The following is an 18,430-nucleotide window of genomic DNA, read 5'->3' as shown; positions in this document are numbered from 1 at the left end:
TTTTTTGTGGGAAACAAAATTAGTAAAAGGCATCTTCGATGTGTTTTACGTTTACCTCTTCCGGCGTCACCGTAACGGCAACAATGTCGAAACGGACGTCATGCTGCCAGTCTTTCGCGAAAATATAATGCTCAGCCGCTTTCATGACCAGCCGCGCTTTGGCGGAGTTCACGAACTCTTCCGGATTGCCAAATCGGGTACTGGTTCGCGTTTTTACCTCCACAAAAATGACCAGTTTTCCTTTGTGGGCGATCAGGTCGATTTCGGCGTGTTGGTGGCGGTAATTGCGTTCCAGAATCTGGTAGCCTTTCTGTTGGAGGTAGCGAACGGCCTCGTCTTCGCCCTGTTTGCCGGTGTCATTGTGCTGTGCCATCGATCGTTTTTACTACTTAGACGGAAAACCGATTGAATGGATACGAACGAAACCGACCCGCTTTGGTGTTTTTTCTGTACTGATTACGCAAAAATGAATAGTCATTGCAATAAACAGGTACAGATTCAGGATCTGGGCCTCCTCGATTACCAAATTGGCTGGGATTACCAGGAGCGGTTATTGGCGGAAATCGTTGCGGCCAAAATCGCCAACCGCAGCCAGCCCGCCGACCAGCACCGTCTGACGTCCAATTATCTGGTGTTCTGCCAGCACCCGCATGTGTATACGCTGGGAAAAAGTGGAAAAGAAGATCATTTGCTCGCGAACGATGCGTTTCTGGAAAGCATTGGGGCCACGTATTATAAAATAAACCGGGGGGGCGACATCACCTACCACGGGCCGGGCCAGTTGGTGGGTTACCCCATTCTGGATCTGGATAATTTTTTCACGGACATTCACCGCTACATGCGCCTGCTCGAAGAAGCCATCATCCGAACCTTGGCGGATTATGGGCTGGATGCGGGCCGGATCGACGGGTTGACGGGGGTTTGGCTGGGGTATGAATCCGACGAAAACCGCCGGAATGGAACCGCCCGAAAAATCTGCGCCATGGGCGTCAAAGCGAGCCGTTGGGTAACGATGCACGGATTTGCGTTGAATGTCAACACGGATTTGCGTTATTTTAATCATATTGTGCCCTGCGGCATTGCCGACAAGGCCGTTACGTCGATGCAGGCAGAACTGGGCCGGGAGGTTCCGGTTTCGGACGTGATGGAACACGTCAGCCAACATCTGGCGGATTTATTTGAAATGGAGTTAATTCGTTAGAATGAAGAGAGATATTTCGTTTTTACCCGTTGAAGGAGTACAAGTCGTCATTGCACGGAAACCGACGGAACTGGATCAGTATGACTGGCAGGTGTTTTTGATCAATCAGAATGATACGATGATCCGGAACGTGTTTGTGACGTCGAAAGGATACGGTTTTCTGGATGAAACCCAAAAAGAGCAGCAAACGACGTCGACGTTGCGGCATTATTTTGCTGAACTTCAGCCGAATGAGTACGTGGCCGTCGAAACCATCATGCCGGATGTGTTTCATCTGAACAACCAATATTGGGTTAGCTATTACATTGGCGACCAGATTTTTGACAAAAAGTTTATCTTCGTGCCGGACAGCATTACCGAACAGAACCTGATCCTGATCAGTGAATTGGGGCTGGAAGGAATTCTGCACGCCTGAACCTGGTCATTCCGCTTTTTTGCTATTCCACTGCCATGCCCGTATCCTGGAAAAAACGCCTTAAAAACCTGTTGTTTATCGACATCAAAACCGTTGCCGGAGCCCCCTCCTACGATGAACTGGACGAGCGAATCCGGCAACAGTGGAGCCAGAAAATCAGCTATTTCCAGAACGAAGAACACTGGTCGGTCGCGAAATGGTATGACAACCGGGCTTCGTATTACGCCGAATACGGCAAAATCGTCTGCATCGGCATTGGCGGTTTGTATTGGGACGAGGAAGAGAATATGTTCCTGAAAGTCAAAACACTGGCCAACGATGACGAAGAGGCCCTGCTGGGCGAGTTTATCAGCATTATTGAAAAATACCCGCCCAGCGAATTGGTTCTCTGCGCCCATAATGGCAAGGAATTTGACTATCCATACCTGTGCCGCCGGATGCTGGTTCATCAGCACCAACTGCCGGCAACGCTCCGGCTGTCGGGGCGAAAACCGTGGGACATTCCGCACCAAGATGTGCTGGAAATGTGGCGGTTTGGCGATAGTCGCCACTTCGTCCCGCTCGATCTGCTGGCAGCCGTTCTGAACCTGCCCATCAAACCGCTCGAACTGACCGGTGACCAAACCAGTTTAGTCTATTACCAGAAGCAGGGATTGGCCAAAGTGCGCGAATATGCCCGTTCGTCCATTGTGACGCTGGTGCAGGTGTATCTGCGCTTACTGGGTACCCCGTTGGTGAAAGACCAACACATCACGCGCTTGGAGTGATTTTTGGAGGCTGTTACACAGAGTTTACCAGGGGAAAATCAGACGGGCCGCCCGAGCGGTTAATCAAAGTTTTCTCTGTGTAACTCTGATTTTCTCTGATCAACTCTGTGTAACAACTCCTTAGGCTCCAACGTCTTTTAAACGAAAAACATGAGAAATAACCGAAGTAAACCACGAGAACAACAAAGCCGCAGAAGCCCGCAGAACCGCCCGGTTCCGTCGGCCGACTCATTTCTGGACGAAATGAAGAATGACATTGCGGCTTTTTTTGAAATAAATAGCAAAGAATCTTTTTCACAGAACGATGTCCTCGACAACTTCGACATCGTTGACCGGAAAACGAAATTTATTGCCCACGGCTTGCTGGGCGAACTCGCCGACGAAGGCCAGTTGACCCGCCACCCCGACGGAACGTATCAGTTTAACGAAACCGACCGAACCACCGAAGGCACCGTCGACCACGTGAATCCCCGGTTTGCCTTTGTCAGCACCGGCAGTGGCGACCGCGACAATGATATTTACGTCAGCACCGACGACCTGAACGGGGCCATCGACGGCGACAAAGTGAAGGTGGTGCGACTGAGCGGATCGTCCAATTCCGGCGGTTTTTCACGCGGTTCGCAAACCCGGAGCCGTCGGATTGAAGGGAAAGTCGTCAGCATTGTGGAACGTGGTCGTTCTGAGCTGGTGGGCCGGATTTCGACCTGGCCGAACTACGGGCAGGTGATTCCCGACAGCAAGAAGATTTACGAAGAAGTTTATATTCCGAAAGACAAACTGAGCGACGCGAAAGATGGCGACAAAGTCATTGTTCGGCTCACGCGTTTTCCCGACAGCCGTCACCGGCCCGAAGGCGAAGTTATCTCCGTGTTGGGGCCTGCCGGGCAGAACAACACCGAAATGCACGCGATTCTGGCCGAATTTGGCCTGCCCGTGGACTTTCCGGATGCGGTAGAAAAAGAGTCGAAAGGGATTTCGGAGAAAATTCCGAAGAAAGAAATCACCAAACGGCGCGACATGCGCGGCATTACGACGTTTACGATTGACCCCGACGACGCCAAGGATTTCGATGATGCGCTGTCGATTCAGATGCTGGACAACGGCAATTACGAAATCGGGGTTCACATTGCCGACGTCACCCACTACATTCAGCCGGGTACGGCTTTGGAAGATGAAGCCTTCAAACGCGGAACGTCGGTGTATCTGGTGGACCGCGTGGTGCCAATGTTGCCCGAAAAGCTGTCGAATAACCTGTGTTCGCTGCGCCCGAATGAGGATAAGTTGACGTTTTCGGCGGTATTTGAGCTGACGCCCGACGCCAAAATCAAAAAGGAATGGTTTGGGCGGACGGTGATTCACTCCGATCGCCGGTTTGCCTACGAAGAAGCGCAGGACATTGTCGATCGCGGTCACGGGGATTATTTGGAAGAGCTGCGGCTGTTGAACGACCTCGCTTTCAAGTTTCGCGACGATCGGTTTCGACACGGCGCCATCAACTTCGAAACCGTTGAGGTCAAGTTTAAGCTGGACGAAAACGGGGTTCCGTTGTCGGTTTATCCGAAAGTACGGAAAGACGCCCACAAGCTGATCGAAGAATTTATGCTGTTGGCGAACAAGCGGGTCGCTGAATTCGTCCACGGTTTGTCGCGCGGAGAACACCCGAATGTGATGATTTACCGGGTCCACGACTCGCCGGATTTCGAGAAACTGAAGACGTTTGCCACGTTTGCCGGGCGGTTTGGATATAAGCTCCAGATCGATAGTGAAAAAGAGCTGTCCAAGTCGTTCAACACGATGATGGAGAGCCTGGAAGGGCAACCCGAGCAGAATGCCTTACAACAACTCGCCATTCGGACGATGGCAAAAGCCCGGTACAGCACCGAGGACATTGGCCATTTTGGCCTCTCGTTCCGGCGGTATTCGCACTTTACGTCGCCCATCCGTCGCTACCCCGATATGATGGCCCACCGGCTGTTGCAACACTACCTCGACGGCGGCAAATCGGTTGACAAGGAAGAATATGAAGCGCGTTGCAAGCATTCGTCCGACCGCGAACGCGTGGCCGTCGAAGCCGAACGGGCTTCCATCAAATACAAGCAGGTCGAGTTCATGAACCGCATGGACCGAGACCAGGAGTTCAAAGGGATCATCACGGGCGTAACGGATTTTGGCCTGTTTGTCGAAATCACCGAAACCAGCGCGGAAGGGCTGGTGCGCATGACCGATCTGGGCGATGATTTCTACGATTTCGACAAGGACAATTACCGGCTGATCGGCAAACGGAACAAAAAAATCTTCGCGTTTGGTGATGCCGTAACGGTTCGGGTGAAAGAAGCCAATCTGGCCCGCCGGAGTCTGGATCTGTTCCTGGTCGATGACAAAGGCTCCCTGAAAACGCCCCTCAAAAGCCGCCTGACCCGCCGTGAAAATACCGCGGGTGAAGCTCGTTCGCAACGACGCTCCGGTTCGTCGTCCGACGGAGGTCGCCCGAAAACCGCAAAAGCTGGAAAAGACCGCCGACGGCGTTAAATCTGTAGAGCCCCCAAACGCTGTAGGCGTTTCATCACTAACCCAGGGAGAATCCCTGAGAATTTTATGAACGACGAATTCATGCAGGAAGCCATCCGTCAGGCCCGGAAGAGCCTTTCGGAAGGCGGCATTCCCATCGGCTCGGCCCTGGTGAAAGACGGAAAACTGGTCGCATCGGGGCACAACAAGCGGGTGCAGGAAAACAACCCCATTCTGCACGGCGAAATGGATTGCCTCAACAACGCCGGTCGGGTGGGTTCCTTCCGCAATACGGTGATTTACTCGACGCTCATGCCGTGTTACATGTGCGCCGGAACCATCGTGCAGTTCAAGATTCCGAAAGTGATTGTGGCGGAATCGCGAACGTTTCCCGGAGCGCGGGAGTTCATGGAAGAACACGGCGTGGAAGTTATCGACCTCGATCTGCCGGAATGCGTCGACATGATGAACCAGTTTATCGCTCAGAAACCGGAGGTATGGAACGAGGATATTGGGGAATTGTAGCCGCGGAGCGGTCGCGCTGTGCGAATCCAATTGAACTAACCCATGTACAATCTCAAAATTATCAATTCGACCGTGCGGCCGAGCCGAAAAGGACCACTGGTTACGGACTGGATCACGGAAGTAGCCCGGCAGCACGGCGGTTTTAAGGTCGAAGTATTGGATCTGGCCGACATCAAGCTCCCTTTCATGGACGAACCCGCTCATCCGCGTTTGAAGCAGTACGTTCATGAACACACGAAAAAATGGAGTGCCCGCATCGACGAAGCCGATGCGTTTATTTTCGTGACGGCAGAATATGATCATAGCTACCCCGCTCCACTGAAAAATGCCCTGCAATACCTGGTGCAGGAATGGGCCTACAAAGCCGCCGGTATTGTCAGTTACGGCGGTATTTCGGCCGGCACGCGGGCTGCCAGTCACCTCAAATCAGACCTGATCGCATTGAAAGTGGTTCCCCTGTTCGAAGCCGTCAACATTCCGTTTTTTGATCAGTTTATCAACGAGCAGGAAGAATTTGAGCCCAACGAAACGAGCCACAAAGCGGCTCAGACGATGCTTACTGAACTGGTGCGCTGGACGAAAGGCATGACGGTGATTCGCAAAAACGATTGATCATTCCGCTTCCGCATCCAGCAAACGGCGGTGGTAATTGATTTGCCCCAGGTGGTACGTTAAATGGGTTGTCAGATGAACCAGGAAGTATTCGGTGCTGGTTTTCTCATCAAACACCAGCAGGGGATACTCCTCCTGAAGCTGCTCTTCCCGCATCTGATCGAGGGCATCGAGAACGACCTGAATCGTCTCATCCACTTTCTGCAACAGTTCGATTCGGGGAATGTCACGGAGCGAAAACTCCAGTTCACGATGCCGGATGTAGCCGGTATGGCCCAAAACCGCCCCAATGTAGGTATTCAGATTGCCCACAAGATGCAGACACAGATTACCGGCCGGGTTGGTAATGGCCCGGTCGGTAATCCATAAGTTCGCTTCATCCTGATAGAGTTCGATTTCCCGTTTCAGTCGGTGAAGATCTCTGGTAAAAAGGGATTGTAGGGTTTGAATCATAGCGGTTCGGGAGACAAAAATCAGTGGTCTATCGGAAATTAGTTGCTTACCAGCCCACGGTTAAAACCGTGGGCTAATTTATAATACCCTTACACCCGGTTCAGTCGCTTCACCAGCAAAAACAGCGGATAACTCAGGATGATGAACCCGACGGCGTAGGCACTGCTGTAGAGATCGCTGTAAATAACGCCCACCAGAAACGCCAGCGACGCCAGCAACATCAGCCAGGTCGTCAGCGGGTAGCCCCAGGCCAAAACCGGGCGCGGGAGTTCGGGGGCGGTTTTTCGCAACCGGATCAGCGAAGCAAAAGCCGCTGCGTAACAGAGTACGAAAAAGAAGGAGGCCACATCGGACAGTTTGCTGTAGGTGCCGGTAACAATCATCAGAATCGACATGGCGACGGTCAGAAACATGGCCGGAGCGGGCGTTCCGCCGGTATTGACGCGGGTAAAGGCTTTGGCAAACAACCCATCACGGCTGATGGCAAACAACACCCGCGGGTTGAACATGATCTGCGCGTTGATGATCCCCATAATCGAAATCATCAGCAGCAGCGTCACCACTTTTGCGCTGGCGGGGCCAAAAAGTACCTGAACCGCGTCAGCAGCCGGGAGTTTGGATTTCGCCAGTTGCTCGATGGGCAGCACGTGAAACAACGCCAGATTGACCAGCAGGTAAATTCCGATGATCAGCAGAACACCGATCATCATCGAACGCGGCAGGTTTTTGTTGGGATTGATGTCTTCTTCCGTGAAATAAGCCGCCGTGTGCCAGCCATCGTAGGTATAAAAAACCGATTGCAAAGCGGCCAGAATACCCACCAGCAGCGACCCTTCGATGGGAATGGTGTTGTCGCCGGAAAATTGCAGCGGCTCGTCGGGCGTGTATGTAAAGCAAATGACTACAAAAGCCAGTAAGCCCACCGCCTTGATGAAACTCATGACCTCCTGCGCCCGGCTGGCCAGTCGAACGCCGATCAGGTGAAAGGCCGTGAAAGCCAGCAATATCCCAATCGCAATTGCCTTGATATACGCCGTCAGGGGGGGCATCAGCAGCGCAATGTACTCCCCCATCACAGCCGCGCCGAAAGCCATGGCCGCAATGCTCCCGAGCCAGCTGCTGATCCCGATCACAAACCCGACGTAATCACCAAACGCCCGACGCGCGAACACATACCATGCCCCTGCTTTCGGAATCATGGTGCCCAGTTCAATCACCTGCAGCGAGCCAATCAGCGCGTAAACCCCCACCAGCGCCCACACCAGCAACGCAAGCGACGGCTGCCCCAACTCCTGCGCAATGGTGCCGGGTCGGCGGAGAATACCGGTGCCGATGGTACCACCAATGGTAACGGCAACGCCGAAGCCTACGCCCAACAGGCGGAGAAGTTGGGAAGGACGGTTTGTTTCGGGGGGTGTCATCCTACAATAATAGGCTTTTTCGCCAAAAACCGGCTATTTTTAGCCCCAGATTTGGCAGAAACCAGGAAGAATCTGTTTCGACCTGTTTTTTTACGGGATTCACAGGATAAACGAATGACAAAGATGTTGAAATCTACTACCGCCTTTTCGATCTTTGCGTTTAATTTAGTCATAATGACCACCGCATACAGTCAGGATTTGACCTTCTCCCGGCATTTATTCGATACGTACGATACGTACCGCGATACGGCCCTCACCCACCGCCGGTTCAAGCAGGCCGACATTTTACCACTCATCGACAAGCTGAAAACCGACAGCCGGTTTGACATCACGAAAGTGGGCGAATCCGTCGAAAAGCGGCCGATTCAGATGATTAAAGTTGGCAATGGCCCGCGAAAAGTGCTGCTGTGGTCGCAGATGCACGGCGACGAACCGTCGGCAACGATGGCAATTTTCGACATCTTCAACCTGCTTCGGGCCGATGGAGAATTTAACGAGTTCAAAACCAAGCTGCTGGCCGAAACGACGCTCTATTTTGTGCCGATGCTGAACCCTGACGGTGCCGAACGGTACCAGCGCCGGAATGCCCTGGATATTGATTTGAACCGGGATGCGTTGCGGTTGCAATCGCCGGAATCGGTGATTCTGAAGGGTTTACAGCAATCGCTAAAACCGGAGGTGGGTTTTAACCTCCACGACCAGAGCACCCGCTACAGCGTCGGCCATACACCCAAACAAGCCACCATTTCGTTTCTGGCGACGGCCTACGACGAAGCCCGGAACATCAATCCCGTGCGCGAACGGTCGATGCAGTTGATCGTGGGCATGAACCGGGTGTTGCAGCAATTTATTCCGGGGGGCGTCGGACGGTATTCCGACGAATTTGAGCCGCGCGCCTTCGGCGACAACATCCAGAAATGGGGAACGACGCTGATTCTGATCGAATCGGGCGGTTATCCGAACGATCCCGAGAAGCAGTTCATCCGCAAACTGAATTACGTGTCCATTCTGACGGCTCTACAAGCCATTGCGACGGATTCGTACAAGGCCGAATCCCGTTCGGAATACAACACCATTCCCGAAAACGAGCGGTATTTATTCGATGTGCTGATTCGGAAAGCGCAGATCATACGGGGCGGAAAACCGGTTACGGTCGATATTGGCATCAACCGGAACGAAGTAAATGTCGGTAATGCGGCCACGTTCGGCTACCGCAGTTCCATCGACGATTTTGGCGATTTGTCCACCTTTTTCGGAATTGAGGAAATTGACGCGACCGGTTTAACGGTTTCGCCGGGGCAGATTCATCCGGATACGCTGCGTTCGCTGGCGGATTTGAAAAAATACAAACTGGATTCACTCGTGCAGAAAGGCGTCACCACGTTCCGGCTGGCCGCACCGTCGCGGGCAACCACGCACCTTGCGCCGGTTCATGTGCTGCAGCCCACCACCTCGGCCGCCAGGCCCATTCAGACCGGCCGGATTCCGACCTTCGTCCTGCGCCGGGGCAATCAGTTGCGGTACGTCTTTGTCAACGGATTCTGGCTGGATGTCAGCAACGGTGCCAATAAACTAGGCACCGGCGTGGTGGAATAATCCTCTGGAAGTACTATCCAACAAAACAATTTCATGAATTTTCCCGCGCAATACTGGATCGACGCCTACCGGATGCAAGCCCATCCCGAAGGCGGTTATTTTGCTGAAACCTATCGCTCCGCCGAAAAAATACCGCATAGCGCCCTGCCCGCCCGGTTTTCCGGAGAACGGAGCTTCAGCACCGGCATTTTCTTTTTGCTGGAAAACCACAACCTATCAGCCCTGCACCGCATTCAGGCCGACGAAATGTGGCATTTCTACGCCGGTGGCCCGCTGCAGGTGTACGTGATCCATCCGTCGGGCGAACTGGAAATCATTCGGTTGGGGAATAACCCGGAACGGGGTGAAGTCTTTCAGGCCGTTGTGCCAGCCGGGTGCTGGTTTGGCTCGAAACCGGCACCGGAAACCGCCTACTCGCTGGTGGGCTGCACCGTGGCGCCGGGATTTGATTTTGCGGATTTTGAGCTGGCCAACCGGGCTGAGCTGTTAAACGACTATCCGCAGTGCCGGGAAGTGATCGAGTTGCTCACGCCCTATTGAAATTTCACATCGCCGAAGGTTGACACCACGCGGACTTTGGTAGCGGTTCCTTTTCCGACCTTGCCGCTGTATTGTTTCTTCAATTTCACCCCCCGATCGTCGTCGTTGGGCTGGGCGTTGATCATAATCCGGCCATCGGAAGGGTACTTGAACCCACCGTAGCTCACGGTCACGTCAAAATTGTAGTCGCTGCTCTGCGCCATCGGCAACACAACCGACGAATAATTGGCCTGGATGTCGATGTTATCGACGGATTTGTTCAGTTGGTCGATCTTGAAACCGCCCGAGAAATCCAGTTTGATGTTGCACGACTGTTTGATGGTTCCGATTTTGGCACCCGAATAGCCAATTTTGCCATCGAGCCGACTTACTTCGCCAATCCAAAGTCCGCCAAACTGGTTGTTCAGGTTGATGTTGTTGGCCTTCTCCAACTGCAGTTTTGAATATTGAATGTTTAGTTTTCCGTTACCCATTTCCTGAATATCGGCTTTCCCGAAGCGTACGTCGACATCGACCTGATTGCCATTCAGTTCCGTAGTCGAGAAATTACCGTACTGCTGGTTGATGGTCAAGGGTGCGCTGAACGTCGGAATGGTCGTGTTGCCGAAGGAGTTTTTCACCGTTAACGCGTTGGTTTTCGGCATGGAAACCTGGTAATCGATCTGAACAAAATTCTTCTCGCCGTCTTTGTTGCGGTTCATGATCCAGTTTCCGCCAAAACCGCTTTTATCGATGGTGGTTTTCAGGATAATCTGGTCGCCGTTGCGTTTTTCGCTGATGTCGACGGCATCGAGGTATTTCTGAACGCGATCGTCGGAACTGGAACTCGCTTTGATGGTAATATCTACCCGGATTTCATCCCGGTTCCACAAGTTGATGTTAACATTACCAAACTGATTTTCAACCATTAAGTGATCTTTGGACGTTACGTCGTATACTTTTACGATCGTCTTTTTCCGCTCGCTCAGTTCCGTGTTTTCGGCCATAACCAGACCGACAGACAGGATGCTGACCAGTAGGAAATTACACAGGAAGTTTATTCGTTTCATTGTTTTGTTGCTTAATACGCTGGATAATCATCAACTGCTGGTTTAGCAAGTCGATTTGGGTTTTCAGGTTTTGTACCATTGCCTGAATCATCATTTCCTGATTGGGTGTTTTCGGAAGCTCCTGCTTTAAGTTCTGGTAGGTTTTCTCCAGCCGGTCCAAATCAGCCGCAAACTGTTGATAGAGAGCCGGATTGCTTTCCAGGACCGTTTTCAATTCGCCCCGTTTGTCTTCAATCAGACGGGTATATTGCTGCACGGTTCGGGCATAGGTCGGATTGAAAGCCATCATATCAGGCTGATCCGTCATGCCGTACTTCTGGTTAACATACCAGAAACCGCCCAGACCCAGCATCAGCAAAACGGTGGCCGCAATCTGCCAGACCATCCGGCGGGATGCGTTCGAGCCCGACCAGCCCAGCCCCAACGGACGTTGCCACAACGGACGTTCTTTGTGCCCGAGTCCTTTCTCCAGATCTTTCCATAAATCTGCTCTGGGCTCAAATACATCGAAATCTTCCCGGTTATCCCGGACAAATCGTTCTAATTTGTCTTTCATCATGTTCATTGAGTGAATGAGCGATTGAGCGATTGAGTGATATGCTTTCGAACAGCTTTTTTATTCACTCATTCACACATTCACTCAAGCACAATTTATTTTAACAATTCCAAAAGCCGCTTTTTTGCCCGCATGTACTGCGTCCGGGATGTGGTTTCGCTGATACCCAGTACGGCTCCGATTTCCTCATGATCATAGCCTTCAAACAAATACAGCGATAACACCACCCGATAGCCTTCCGGCAGTCCCTGCATGGTCTGTCGCACCCGATCCACTTCCAGTTGAATCCCGTCCTCGTCAAACGGTTCGGTGTCGGCCACATCCAGGCCATCGTCTTCCCCCAGACGCTGCGAGTCGAGATCGACCCATTGGAGACCAGAGCGGCTTTTTCGGCTCCGCAGGTGGTTAATAGCCCGATTGACGACGATTTGCTTCAACCACGCTCCAAACGTCGATTGATTCCGGAACGAATGGAGATTGTTGAAAGCATCTAGAAAGGCTTCCTGCAACACATCCTCGGCCTCCCCAACGTGGTTCAGGATGCGCATACAGACGTTGAACATGGCTTTCGAATAATGCTTATACAATTCGTATTGAGCACGTCTTTCACCTTGTTTACACCTTTCTACGAGTTCGACATGTCGGTCTATATACAACTTTGTTTCCAAGCGGCCTGAGGAATCGGATGCGGCTGAATTTCTTCTCAATGACACGGCATGATGGGTCAACGTTGCACAAGGTATTATTTTTTTTCAACCGACTGTACTAAAACCGTTTGCCGACCGTTTTTGAAAAATTTCATATGAAGAAAAAGGGACCACCCAATCGAAGCGGCCCAGATAAACGTCCTGATCAGGGTACCAAAACCGGGATCGAACCGGCGGTTTGACAACCGTTTAGCGTGGCGGTAAACTAGTAGGTAAAATTGCCCGAAGGCAGCGATGGGGCGATGGTGGCTTCAGATACCCACCTGATTTTATGGTTCTAATTCCAGGATGGTCTGTTCAATCAGATCACACGCTTCTTGCATCTGTTCGTCGGTAATGACCAAAGGCGGAGCAAACCGGATTTTGTCGCCGTGGGTCGGTTTGCACAGTAATCCCTTGTCTTTCAACCGCAGGCAAATTTCCCAGGACGTTTTTTCACCGTAAGCCGGATGTTCGCCGATAACGATGGCGTTCAGCAACCCTTTCCCGCGCACCAGCTTTACCATTGCTGTTTTGTCAACCAGCGCATTCATGCGGCTCCGAAAAACCTCACCCATCGTTGCAGCATTTTCAGCCAGCTTCTCGTCTTCCACCACGCGCAGGGCTTCCATTGTCACAGCACAGGCCAGTGGATTTCCGCCGTAAGTCGAACCGTGTTCCCCCGGTTTGATGGTCAACATCACTTCATCGCTGGCCAATACGGCTGACACCGGCATGGTTCCGCCGGATAGGGCTTTTCCGAGCACCAGCAAATCCGGTTTTACGTCTTCGTGATCGCAGGCCAGGCGTTTGCCGGTTCGTCCGATGCCGGTTTGCACCTCGTCGGCAATGAACAGCACATTGTATTTTGTACACAATTCCCGAACGCCTTTCAAATAGCCTTCGTCTGGCACCACCACCCCGGCTTCGCCCTGAATCGGCTCCACCATAAACCCGGCGATGTGGGGTTCTTTCCGAAAAATAGCCTCCAGCGCATTCAGATCGTTGTACGGAATCAATAGATACCCCGGCAACAGCGGTCCGTAATCATTGGTACTTTCGGGATCGGTTGACGACGAAATGGCCGCCAGCGTCCGACCCCAGAAGTTGCCGGTTGCATACACCGTTTTCGCCTGGTTCTGCGGAATACCTTTCACTTTGTAGGCCCACTTTCGCGTCAGCTTCAGGGCGGTTTCGCCACCCTCCGCGCCCGAGTTCATCATCAAGACTTTATCATAGCCAAAATAGTCACACAGGTATTTTTCACACACGCCCAGCTGATCCGTATGAAAAGCCCGTGACGTCAGCGTTAGCCGTTGCGCCTGTTCAATGAGGGCGTTGATGATCCGGGGGTGACAATGTCCCTGACTAACCGCGCTGTAGGCCGACAGAAAATCGAAGTATTTTCGTCCTTCCACATCCCAGAGAAAAATGCCTTCTCCGCGATTCAGCACAACCGGAACCGGTTTATAATTGTGTGCGCCGTATTTCCATTCCAGGTCAATGGCCTGCTGGGTCGCCGAAATCGTTGGTAGAGTTTCCATAGTGCTATGTGGGAGGTGAGTGGGTAAATTGTGGGCGGATGCGTAATTTTAGGGCCAAGCCGATGGGTAGTCGATGGCTTCAAAATTACACTTCCTTGCTCAGTCAGACAAACAATGCCGTCTACTAACCCCAAAATTGAAGGGCTGGATGATGAAGATTACTACTACAACGAACAGGGATACGTCGTTTTCACAACGGTTTATCACCTGAAACGCGGCTACTGCTGCAAAAATGGCTGCAAGCACTGTCCCTGGCGGGGCGGAGTGAAGAATTAAGAGTTAAAAATAAAGAGTAAGGACGGACCTGAACATCCTGTTTTGACTGACAAGTCAGGCGTTACTTTTAACTTTAATTCTTAACTTTTAACCCGTTACGGTTGTATTTAAATAAAATATTCCCCAATTTTGCAGGCTCATTCAGAAACAGGTATTGTCATGGCACGAGTTTGTCAAATTACAGGAAAGCGGACGCGGGTTGGTAACAACGTATCACACGCTAACAATAGAACAAAACGGAAGTTTTATCCCAATTTGCAGAAGAAACGCTTCTTCCTTGAGTCTCAGGGAGCATGGATTACGTTGAAGGTAGCTACTTCAGCCATGCGTACCATCAACAAGAAAGGTCTTGAAGCCGTGTTGAAAGATGCACACAGCAAGGGAACGCTGTCTGTTTAAGTAAACCACGGTAGTTGACGGTTTTCCGGGTGGCTGTTTCCTGCGGGATCGGGTCACTTTTTAGGTAAAACGAAAAATACAGGCGAATAAATGGAAAGATTATTCTTTCACATTCATCCGCCTGTATTTTGTGTTTTATTAAGCTCAAATCATGCGCTTCAACGCAAATTGCGCAAAAATGATATTGCCATTGCGCCGAACGAGGATACTGACTTCCTTGCCTTCGCCTTTTTGCAGCATCTTGTAGATCTCGCTCACGTTTAAGTCGCCCGCTGGCAGGTTGTTGATAAACAGGACCTCATCGCCGTCTCTCAAACCGGATCGGCTGGCAGGCGAATCGTCGATCACTTTCTCGATGTAATAATTCCGGAAATTGTCCCCACGCGCTTTCAGTTCAAGTCCGCTCATGTCATGTTCGAACGATTGCTTCAAAATGCGTTTGATGGGCTTCAAAACCATGTATTTGTCCTGGTAATTGAATGTGACCCGGAATCGGCGCAGGATTTCACACCCCAGATTGCCGTTCCGCTCGGCGGCATGTTCGGCAATTTTCAAGCCAAATGATGTGCTATCGGGAAAAGACGCCACGACATTGTCCATCTCGAAATTTCCCAGACGGATTTTCTCGATCCGCCCCAGATTCCCGTTGATGACACCACTTAAACCGCGCCCCAATTGCGCCCGGATCACTTTGTCGGGCAGCCGAATGTCGTCACCATTGCTGCGATTGATCAGCAGCGCATGGCCCGCACCCGTATCGATTACCACCCGGATTGGCAGGGTTTTGCCGCCTTCGAGCAATGCCATGACATCGGTATACGGTTTGGTGTCCTGAATGGCAATGGGATAACGCGAACCGTGTGACCGGCGATAGCGGTAGTTTTTGGGCGTATTTAACACCAGTTCCCGGCGCTGAAAATCGATGGTTACTACAAAATTGTTGAACACTTCGTAGCCAAAAATACCGTGAATGGGAACGCCGACGTATTCCGACAGCCGCAGAATGTCATCATCTAGCACAACGATATTCTGATGAGTTGCCCGCATATGCCCCATCATCAGCAAATTGTCGATCGCTACCGACGCCATCAGTTGACCGCCCTCTCCGGCACCGGTTAATTTCACTTTCCGCGTGAAACGCAGCGGCTGCCGCCGGACGGCTGCGGGGTCCGTTATGATCACCGAACTAACGCCGGTATCGAGGATAAAGTGGAGTGTATCAGAATTGTTAATCTGAATCGGAACGATGATCAGATTGGAATGCAGTTGGAACGGAATCCGGGTTTGCTTCCGGTTATTAGCAATGAAATACCCATATCGCTCACTCAGCTCGTCATTATTTGCTAAAACCCCCTGCCAGCAAAGCAATAATCCGAAGAAAACGACAAACAGCTTCATGGCTTTTTTTGTGAATACGTAAGAAAGTTACAACTATTTTGTCTAATAACACAATTTTTTTAAAATCGTTGCGCAACAATTTTTATACTTTTTATTCGAATGGCAAATGCTGTTGAAAAACCGCTAATTTCGTCCTGCGAGTGGCTGAACAAGAAACCGTAAAATTAAGTTTAGAGGCACCCTGCTTACTGTATTCGATTCGTAATCAGGGCTTAAACCATCCAATAACCAATGCGTAAAAAAATTGTTGCCGGAAACTGGAAAATGAACAAGACGCTCGACGAGGCTGTCGCGTTGGTGTCGGAAGTGGTCAATATGATCAAAGATGAGGTAACGGGAGAGGTCAATGTCGTGCTGTGCCCTCCGGCTCTTTACCTTACCACCCTCAAACCCTATCTGGAAGGCCAGACACGGGTGGCACTGGGTGCTCAGAATTGCCACGAAAAGGCTTCCGGAGCGTATACGGGTGAAATTTCGGCTCCGATGCTGAAGTCACTCGGTGTTCGGTACGTGATTCTGGGCCACAGCGAACGGCGGCAATATTTCGGTGAAACCAACGCACAACTGGCTGAAAAAGTAAACAGTGCGCTGGCCAACGGCCTGACGCCCATCTTCTGCTGTGGTGAGTCGCTGGAACAACGCCAGACCGAAGTCCACCTGGATTTTGTACGCACCCAACTGACCGAAAGCCTGTTCCACCTTTCTCCGGAACAGTTTGCCAGCATCGTCATTGCCTACGAACCCATCTGGGCCATCGGCACGGGCCTAACCGCCACCTCGGACCAGGCGCAAGAAATGCACGCCATGCTGCGGCAACACATCGCCAGCCAATATGGCCAGGAAGTAGCCGACGACACCTCAATTCTTTACGGGGGTAGTGCCAACGAGAAAAATGCCAACGAACTCTTCGCCCAGCCGGACGTCGACGGCGGTCTGATTGGCGGTGCTTCCCTAAAATCCCGGGAATTCACCCTTGTCGTGAAGGGAGTGAAGAATTAAGAGTGAAGAGTTATGAGTTGGCCGACGCAAGCTTAAAACAAAGGCGTCAGCCAACTCTTCACTCATAACTCTTCACTCTTAATTCTTTTGCCGCCATTTCCAGACGGAGAAACCGATCCAGGCGATGGAACTTCGGTTATCTCCCTTCTTGCTGAAGAGCCGTCCCATATCGCTGAAACCGAGGGTGATGGGGCCTAAGCGGCTTGACATCCCAACCGCAACCCGGCTATCGGCACCGATAATGGAGATCGGCAGGCCAAATTCAACATCCTCATCTTCAAAACGGGGCGTAATAATCAGCATGTTTGGCATTTGAGTCGCTGAAGCCGCCGAAAGATTTTTCATCAACAAACCGTTGACGAAAAAGGACGGCATCAGACGCATATCCGCTTCAAAATGAACCATGCGCGGTAATGCGACCTTCCCAGGATCATACGGCTGCGGGAGGTTGTCGGATTTAGTCGTCAGATAATCCGTTGGCGCGTTCCCGAATTTCTCCAGTTCTTCCTGCTGAAACGTCAATCGACCACTTCCGGTTACCGACTGACCCACCGGGTATTTGATACTTCCGCCGTTCATCAAAGCTGCCGATAACCGCAGCCAGTAGGCCGGGCGCGGGTCTTTTGTCGACGCATACGATTCATAGCTCCTTCCGGTGGTTCGGCGGCCGATTTCATAGGTAGCACCGAGATCATACCCCCAACCGCTGCCGTAGGCACTGGAAAAAACCGACGAAAGGCCAAAATCCTTGCGGGGCGTCGTTTGGCCGAGTTCATATTGCAGATTGGTAATGTCCAGCGTTTTCTCCACATCGCCGTTGTTCTGGAGAATCGCGTAATTGCCCCGGGCGTTCAGGTAACTGAGCTGAGCGCCCACAATCCGCCGAACCGTGGCTCCCACATTCAACCGGTGCCAATGCCCGTCGAATACCTGCAAACCGTAGGTCAGGCCAATTTCTCCGTAGCTGTTGTGCGCCAGATTGAAATCCATGCTCCCCGCCGACGGCTGTAAGTTCCTGTAAAAAAGCCGGTTGCGATACGCTTCAGTTAAGTTTTCGGGCAAAGTGGAGCCATACAGGTAACTTTTCATCCGTGTGTGGAGCGCAATCGTCTGGTTGCCGTCGACATTGAGCAAAATGGACGGCCCCAGAATTTCGGAATACGAAGTAGTTCGGGGCGCATTCGTAATGGAACCAATCGTTCGGAGAGGCAGGCTAAGTCCCTGACTATAGGGCAATTGAATCGTCTGAAACAGACCCTTTGACACATATTTCGTGTATAACGAATTAACGGAAGATGTGCCGGTGAAGGCAATGATTTGAAATTTATACCGCGAACCGGCAATGGAGGACGGATTCTGAAGCATCCGGTGAATACCCCCATAATTGCTGCTTACCAAACCCGGCTGGTATTGTGCCCGGACCATCAAGGAAGTAGAACCCACCAGAATGGTCAGGAGCAAGCGTAAAACAGAGTTTTTCATGTA

Annotated in this window: 21 protein-coding genes; 11 read left to right on the top strand and 10 right to left on the bottom strand. The window is 51.6% G+C overall.

All coding sequences use genetic code 11. The features are described 5' to 3' along the window. Positions 1–19: 19 nt before the first annotated feature. A complete protein-coding gene (locus tag FH871_RS16865) occupies positions 20–373 on the bottom strand; it encodes a YraN family protein (protein WP_138992589.1) in 354 nt (117 codons plus the stop codon). Between the two features lie 93 nt (positions 374–466). Between FH871_RS16865 and lipB the strand changes: the two genes are divergently transcribed. The 6 genes from lipB (at position 467) to FH871_RS16835 (ending at position 6,028) form a co-directional block, all read left to right on the top strand. Beyond that, the gene (gene lipB, locus FH871_RS16860; protein WP_138992588.1) at positions 467–1,201 is read left to right on the top strand and encodes a lipoyl(octanoyl) transferase LipB; all 735 of its coding nucleotides are present in this window, start codon (positions 467–469) and stop codon (positions 1,199–1,201) included. 1 nt (position 1,202) lies between these two features. After that, complete coding sequence (locus FH871_RS16855) at positions 1,203–1,616, top strand: hypothetical protein (RefSeq protein WP_138992587.1); 414 nt, start codon at positions 1,203–1,205, stop codon at positions 1,614–1,616. A 35-nt stretch (positions 1,617–1,651) separates the two neighbouring features. Beyond that, the gene (locus FH871_RS16850; RefSeq protein ID WP_138992586.1) at positions 1,652–2,383 is read left to right on the top strand and encodes a ribonuclease H-like domain-containing protein; all 732 of its coding nucleotides are present in this window, start codon (positions 1,652–1,654) and stop codon (positions 2,381–2,383) included. 150 nt (positions 2,384–2,533) lie between these two features. Beyond that, positions 2,534–4,912 carry a ribonuclease R gene (gene rnr, locus FH871_RS16845; protein WP_138992585.1) on the top strand — a complete coding sequence of 793 codons (2,379 nt, stop codon included), beginning with the start codon at positions 2,534–2,536 and terminating at the stop codon, positions 4,910–4,912. 66 nt (positions 4,913–4,978) lie between these two features. Next, positions 4,979–5,416 carry a nucleoside deaminase gene (locus FH871_RS16840; RefSeq protein WP_114408640.1) on the top strand — a complete coding sequence of 146 codons (438 nt, stop codon included), beginning with the start codon at positions 4,979–4,981 and terminating at the stop codon, positions 5,414–5,416. Positions 5,417–5,458: 42 nt separating this feature from the next. Further along, positions 5,459–6,028, top strand: coding sequence for an NADPH-dependent FMN reductase (locus FH871_RS16835; RefSeq protein WP_138992584.1), 570 nt, complete (start codon positions 5,459–5,461; stop codon positions 6,026–6,028). On the opposite strand, the gene FH871_RS16830 is transcribed toward FH871_RS16835, so the two are convergent. Both FH871_RS16830 and FH871_RS16825 read right to left on the bottom strand, forming a co-directional pair. Beyond that, a complete protein-coding gene (locus tag FH871_RS16830; RefSeq protein WP_138992583.1) occupies positions 6,029–6,481 on the bottom strand; it encodes a DinB family protein in 453 nt (150 codons plus the stop codon). It abuts the gene before it with no gap. An 89-nt stretch (positions 6,482–6,570) separates the two neighbouring features. Beyond that, positions 6,571–7,902, bottom strand: a complete 1,332-nt coding sequence (locus FH871_RS16825) for an APC family permease (protein WP_138992582.1) — start codon at positions 7,900–7,902, stop codon at positions 6,571–6,573. A gap of 174 nt (positions 7,903–8,076) precedes the next feature. On the opposite strand from FH871_RS16825, the gene FH871_RS16820 reads away from it, so the two are divergent. Then, complete coding sequence (locus FH871_RS16820; protein WP_138992581.1) at positions 8,077–9,498, top strand: M14 metallopeptidase family protein; 1,422 nt, start codon at positions 8,077–8,079, stop codon at positions 9,496–9,498. A gap of 33 nt (positions 9,499–9,531) precedes the next feature. Next, positions 9,532–10,038, top strand: a complete 507-nt coding sequence (locus tag FH871_RS16815) for a cupin domain-containing protein (protein WP_138992580.1) — start codon at positions 9,532–9,534, stop codon at positions 10,036–10,038. Here the strand turns inward: FH871_RS16815 and FH871_RS16810 are convergent. From FH871_RS16810 to rocD, 4 genes are all read right to left on the bottom strand, one after another. After that, the gene (locus tag FH871_RS16810) at positions 10,032–11,087 is read right to left on the bottom strand and encodes a hypothetical protein (RefSeq protein ID WP_229317350.1); all 1,056 of its coding nucleotides are present in this window, start codon (positions 11,085–11,087) and stop codon (positions 10,032–10,034) included. The two genes, FH871_RS16815 and FH871_RS16810, sit on opposite strands and share 7 nt — an antisense overlap. After that, complete coding sequence (locus tag FH871_RS16805; RefSeq protein WP_306439242.1) at positions 11,062–11,643, bottom strand: hypothetical protein; 582 nt, start codon at positions 11,641–11,643, stop codon at positions 11,062–11,064. Before FH871_RS16805 ends, FH871_RS16810 begins: the two co-directional genes overlap by 26 nt. A gap of 95 nt (positions 11,644–11,738) precedes the next feature. Continuing rightward, positions 11,739–12,311, bottom strand: coding sequence for an RNA polymerase sigma factor (locus FH871_RS16800; RefSeq protein WP_138992578.1), 573 nt, complete (start codon positions 12,309–12,311; stop codon positions 11,739–11,741). Between the two features lie 308 nt (positions 12,312–12,619). Continuing rightward, a complete protein-coding gene (gene rocD / locus FH871_RS16795; RefSeq protein WP_138992577.1) occupies positions 12,620–13,873 on the bottom strand; it encodes an ornithine--oxo-acid transaminase in 1,254 nt (417 codons plus the stop codon). 114 nt (positions 13,874–13,987) lie between these two features. On the opposite strand from rocD, the gene FH871_RS33160 reads away from it, so the two are divergent. Further along, positions 13,988–14,149 (top strand): DUF5522 domain-containing protein, encoded by a 162-nt coding sequence (locus FH871_RS33160; protein ID WP_171062865.1) that lies wholly within the window; start codon positions 13,988–13,990, stop codon positions 14,147–14,149. 159 nt (positions 14,150–14,308) lie between these two features. Continuing rightward, a complete protein-coding gene (gene rpmB, locus FH871_RS16790) occupies positions 14,309–14,548 on the top strand; it encodes a 50S ribosomal protein L28 (RefSeq protein WP_114408630.1) in 240 nt (79 codons plus the stop codon). A gap of 144 nt (positions 14,549–14,692) precedes the next feature. Here the strand turns inward: rpmB and FH871_RS16785 are convergent, their stop codons facing one another. Together FH871_RS16785 and FH871_RS34200 are read right to left on the bottom strand one after the other, a co-directional pair. Further along, positions 14,693–15,946, bottom strand: a complete 1,254-nt coding sequence (locus FH871_RS16785; RefSeq protein WP_138992576.1) for an aspartyl protease family protein — start codon at positions 15,944–15,946, stop codon at positions 14,693–14,695. A gap of 42 nt (positions 15,947–15,988) precedes the next feature. Then, positions 15,989–16,054: an SEC-C metal-binding domain-containing protein gene (locus FH871_RS34200; protein ID WP_114408734.1), complete on the bottom strand. Its 66-nt coding sequence runs from the start codon at positions 16,052–16,054 to the stop codon at positions 15,989–15,991. Positions 16,055–16,177: 123 nt separating this feature from the next. Here FH871_RS34200 and tpiA point away from each other — a divergent pair, with 123 nt between their 5' ends. Further along, on the top strand, positions 16,178–16,945 hold the full coding sequence (gene tpiA / locus FH871_RS16775) for a triose-phosphate isomerase (protein ID WP_138992575.1): 768 nt from the start codon (positions 16,178–16,180) through the stop codon (positions 16,943–16,945). A 78-nt stretch (positions 16,946–17,023) separates the two neighbouring features. Here tpiA and FH871_RS16770 read toward each other — a convergent pair whose 3' ends face one another. After that, complete coding sequence (locus FH871_RS16770; protein WP_138992574.1) at positions 17,024–18,427, bottom strand: DUF5723 family protein; 1,404 nt, start codon at positions 18,425–18,427, stop codon at positions 17,024–17,026. Positions 18,428–18,430: the final 3 nt, after the last annotated feature.

The organism is Larkinella sp. C7, from assembly GCF_006149005.1.
Classification (GTDB): Bacteria; Bacteroidota; Bacteroidia; order Cytophagales; family Spirosomataceae; genus Larkinella.
Note: the sequence above shows the minus strand (reverse complement) of the source record. Positions and strands in the feature narration are given on the sequence as shown.

Coding starts and splice junctions, on each gene's coding strand:
- FH871_RS16855 (WP_138992587.1), top strand. CDS start 1,203: ATGAAGAGAGATATTTCGTTTTTACCCGTTGAAGGAGTACAAGTCGTC.
- FH871_RS16770 (WP_138992574.1), bottom strand. CDS start 18,427: ATGAAAAACTCTGTTTTACGCTTGCTCCTGACCATTCTGGTGGGTTCT.
- FH871_RS16805 (WP_306439242.1), bottom strand. CDS start 11,643: ATGAAAGACAAATTAGAACGATTTGTCCGGGATAACCGGGAAGATTTC.
- rnr (WP_138992585.1), top strand. CDS start 2,534: ATGAGAAATAACCGAAGTAAACCACGAGAACAACAAAGCCGCAGAAGC.
- FH871_RS16815 (WP_138992580.1), top strand. CDS start 9,532: ATGAATTTTCCCGCGCAATACTGGATCGACGCCTACCGGATGCAAGCC.
- FH871_RS16810 (WP_229317350.1), bottom strand. CDS start 11,087: ATGAAACGAATAAACTTCCTGTGTAATTTCCTACTGGTCAGCATCCTG.
- FH871_RS16830 (WP_138992583.1), bottom strand. CDS start 6,481: ATGATTCAAACCCTACAATCCCTTTTTACCAGAGATCTTCACCGACTG.
- rocD (WP_138992577.1), bottom strand. CDS start 13,873: ATGGAAACTCTACCAACGATTTCGGCGACCCAGCAGGCCATTGACCTG.
- FH871_RS16835 (WP_138992584.1), top strand. CDS start 5,459: ATGTACAATCTCAAAATTATCAATTCGACCGTGCGGCCGAGCCGAAAA.
- FH871_RS33160 (WP_171062865.1), top strand. CDS start 13,988: ATGCCGTCTACTAACCCCAAAATTGAAGGGCTGGATGATGAAGATTAC.
- FH871_RS16840 (WP_114408640.1), top strand. CDS start 4,979: ATGAACGACGAATTCATGCAGGAAGCCATCCGTCAGGCCCGGAAGAGC.
- FH871_RS16785 (WP_138992576.1), bottom strand. CDS start 15,946: ATGAAGCTGTTTGTCGTTTTCTTCGGATTATTGCTTTGCTGGCAGGGG.
- rpmB (WP_114408630.1), top strand. CDS start 14,309: ATGGCACGAGTTTGTCAAATTACAGGAAAGCGGACGCGGGTTGGTAAC.
- tpiA (WP_138992575.1), top strand. CDS start 16,178: ATGCGTAAAAAAATTGTTGCCGGAAACTGGAAAATGAACAAGACGCTC.
- FH871_RS16865 (WP_138992589.1), bottom strand. CDS start 373: ATGGCACAGCACAATGACACCGGCAAACAGGGCGAAGACGAGGCCGTT.
- FH871_RS16820 (WP_138992581.1), top strand. CDS start 8,077: ATGACCACCGCATACAGTCAGGATTTGACCTTCTCCCGGCATTTATTC.
- FH871_RS16850 (WP_138992586.1), top strand. CDS start 1,652: ATGCCCGTATCCTGGAAAAAACGCCTTAAAAACCTGTTGTTTATCGAC.
- lipB (WP_138992588.1), top strand. CDS start 467: ATGAATAGTCATTGCAATAAACAGGTACAGATTCAGGATCTGGGCCTC.
- FH871_RS16825 (WP_138992582.1), bottom strand. CDS start 7,902: ATGACACCCCCCGAAACAAACCGTCCTTCCCAACTTCTCCGCCTGTTG.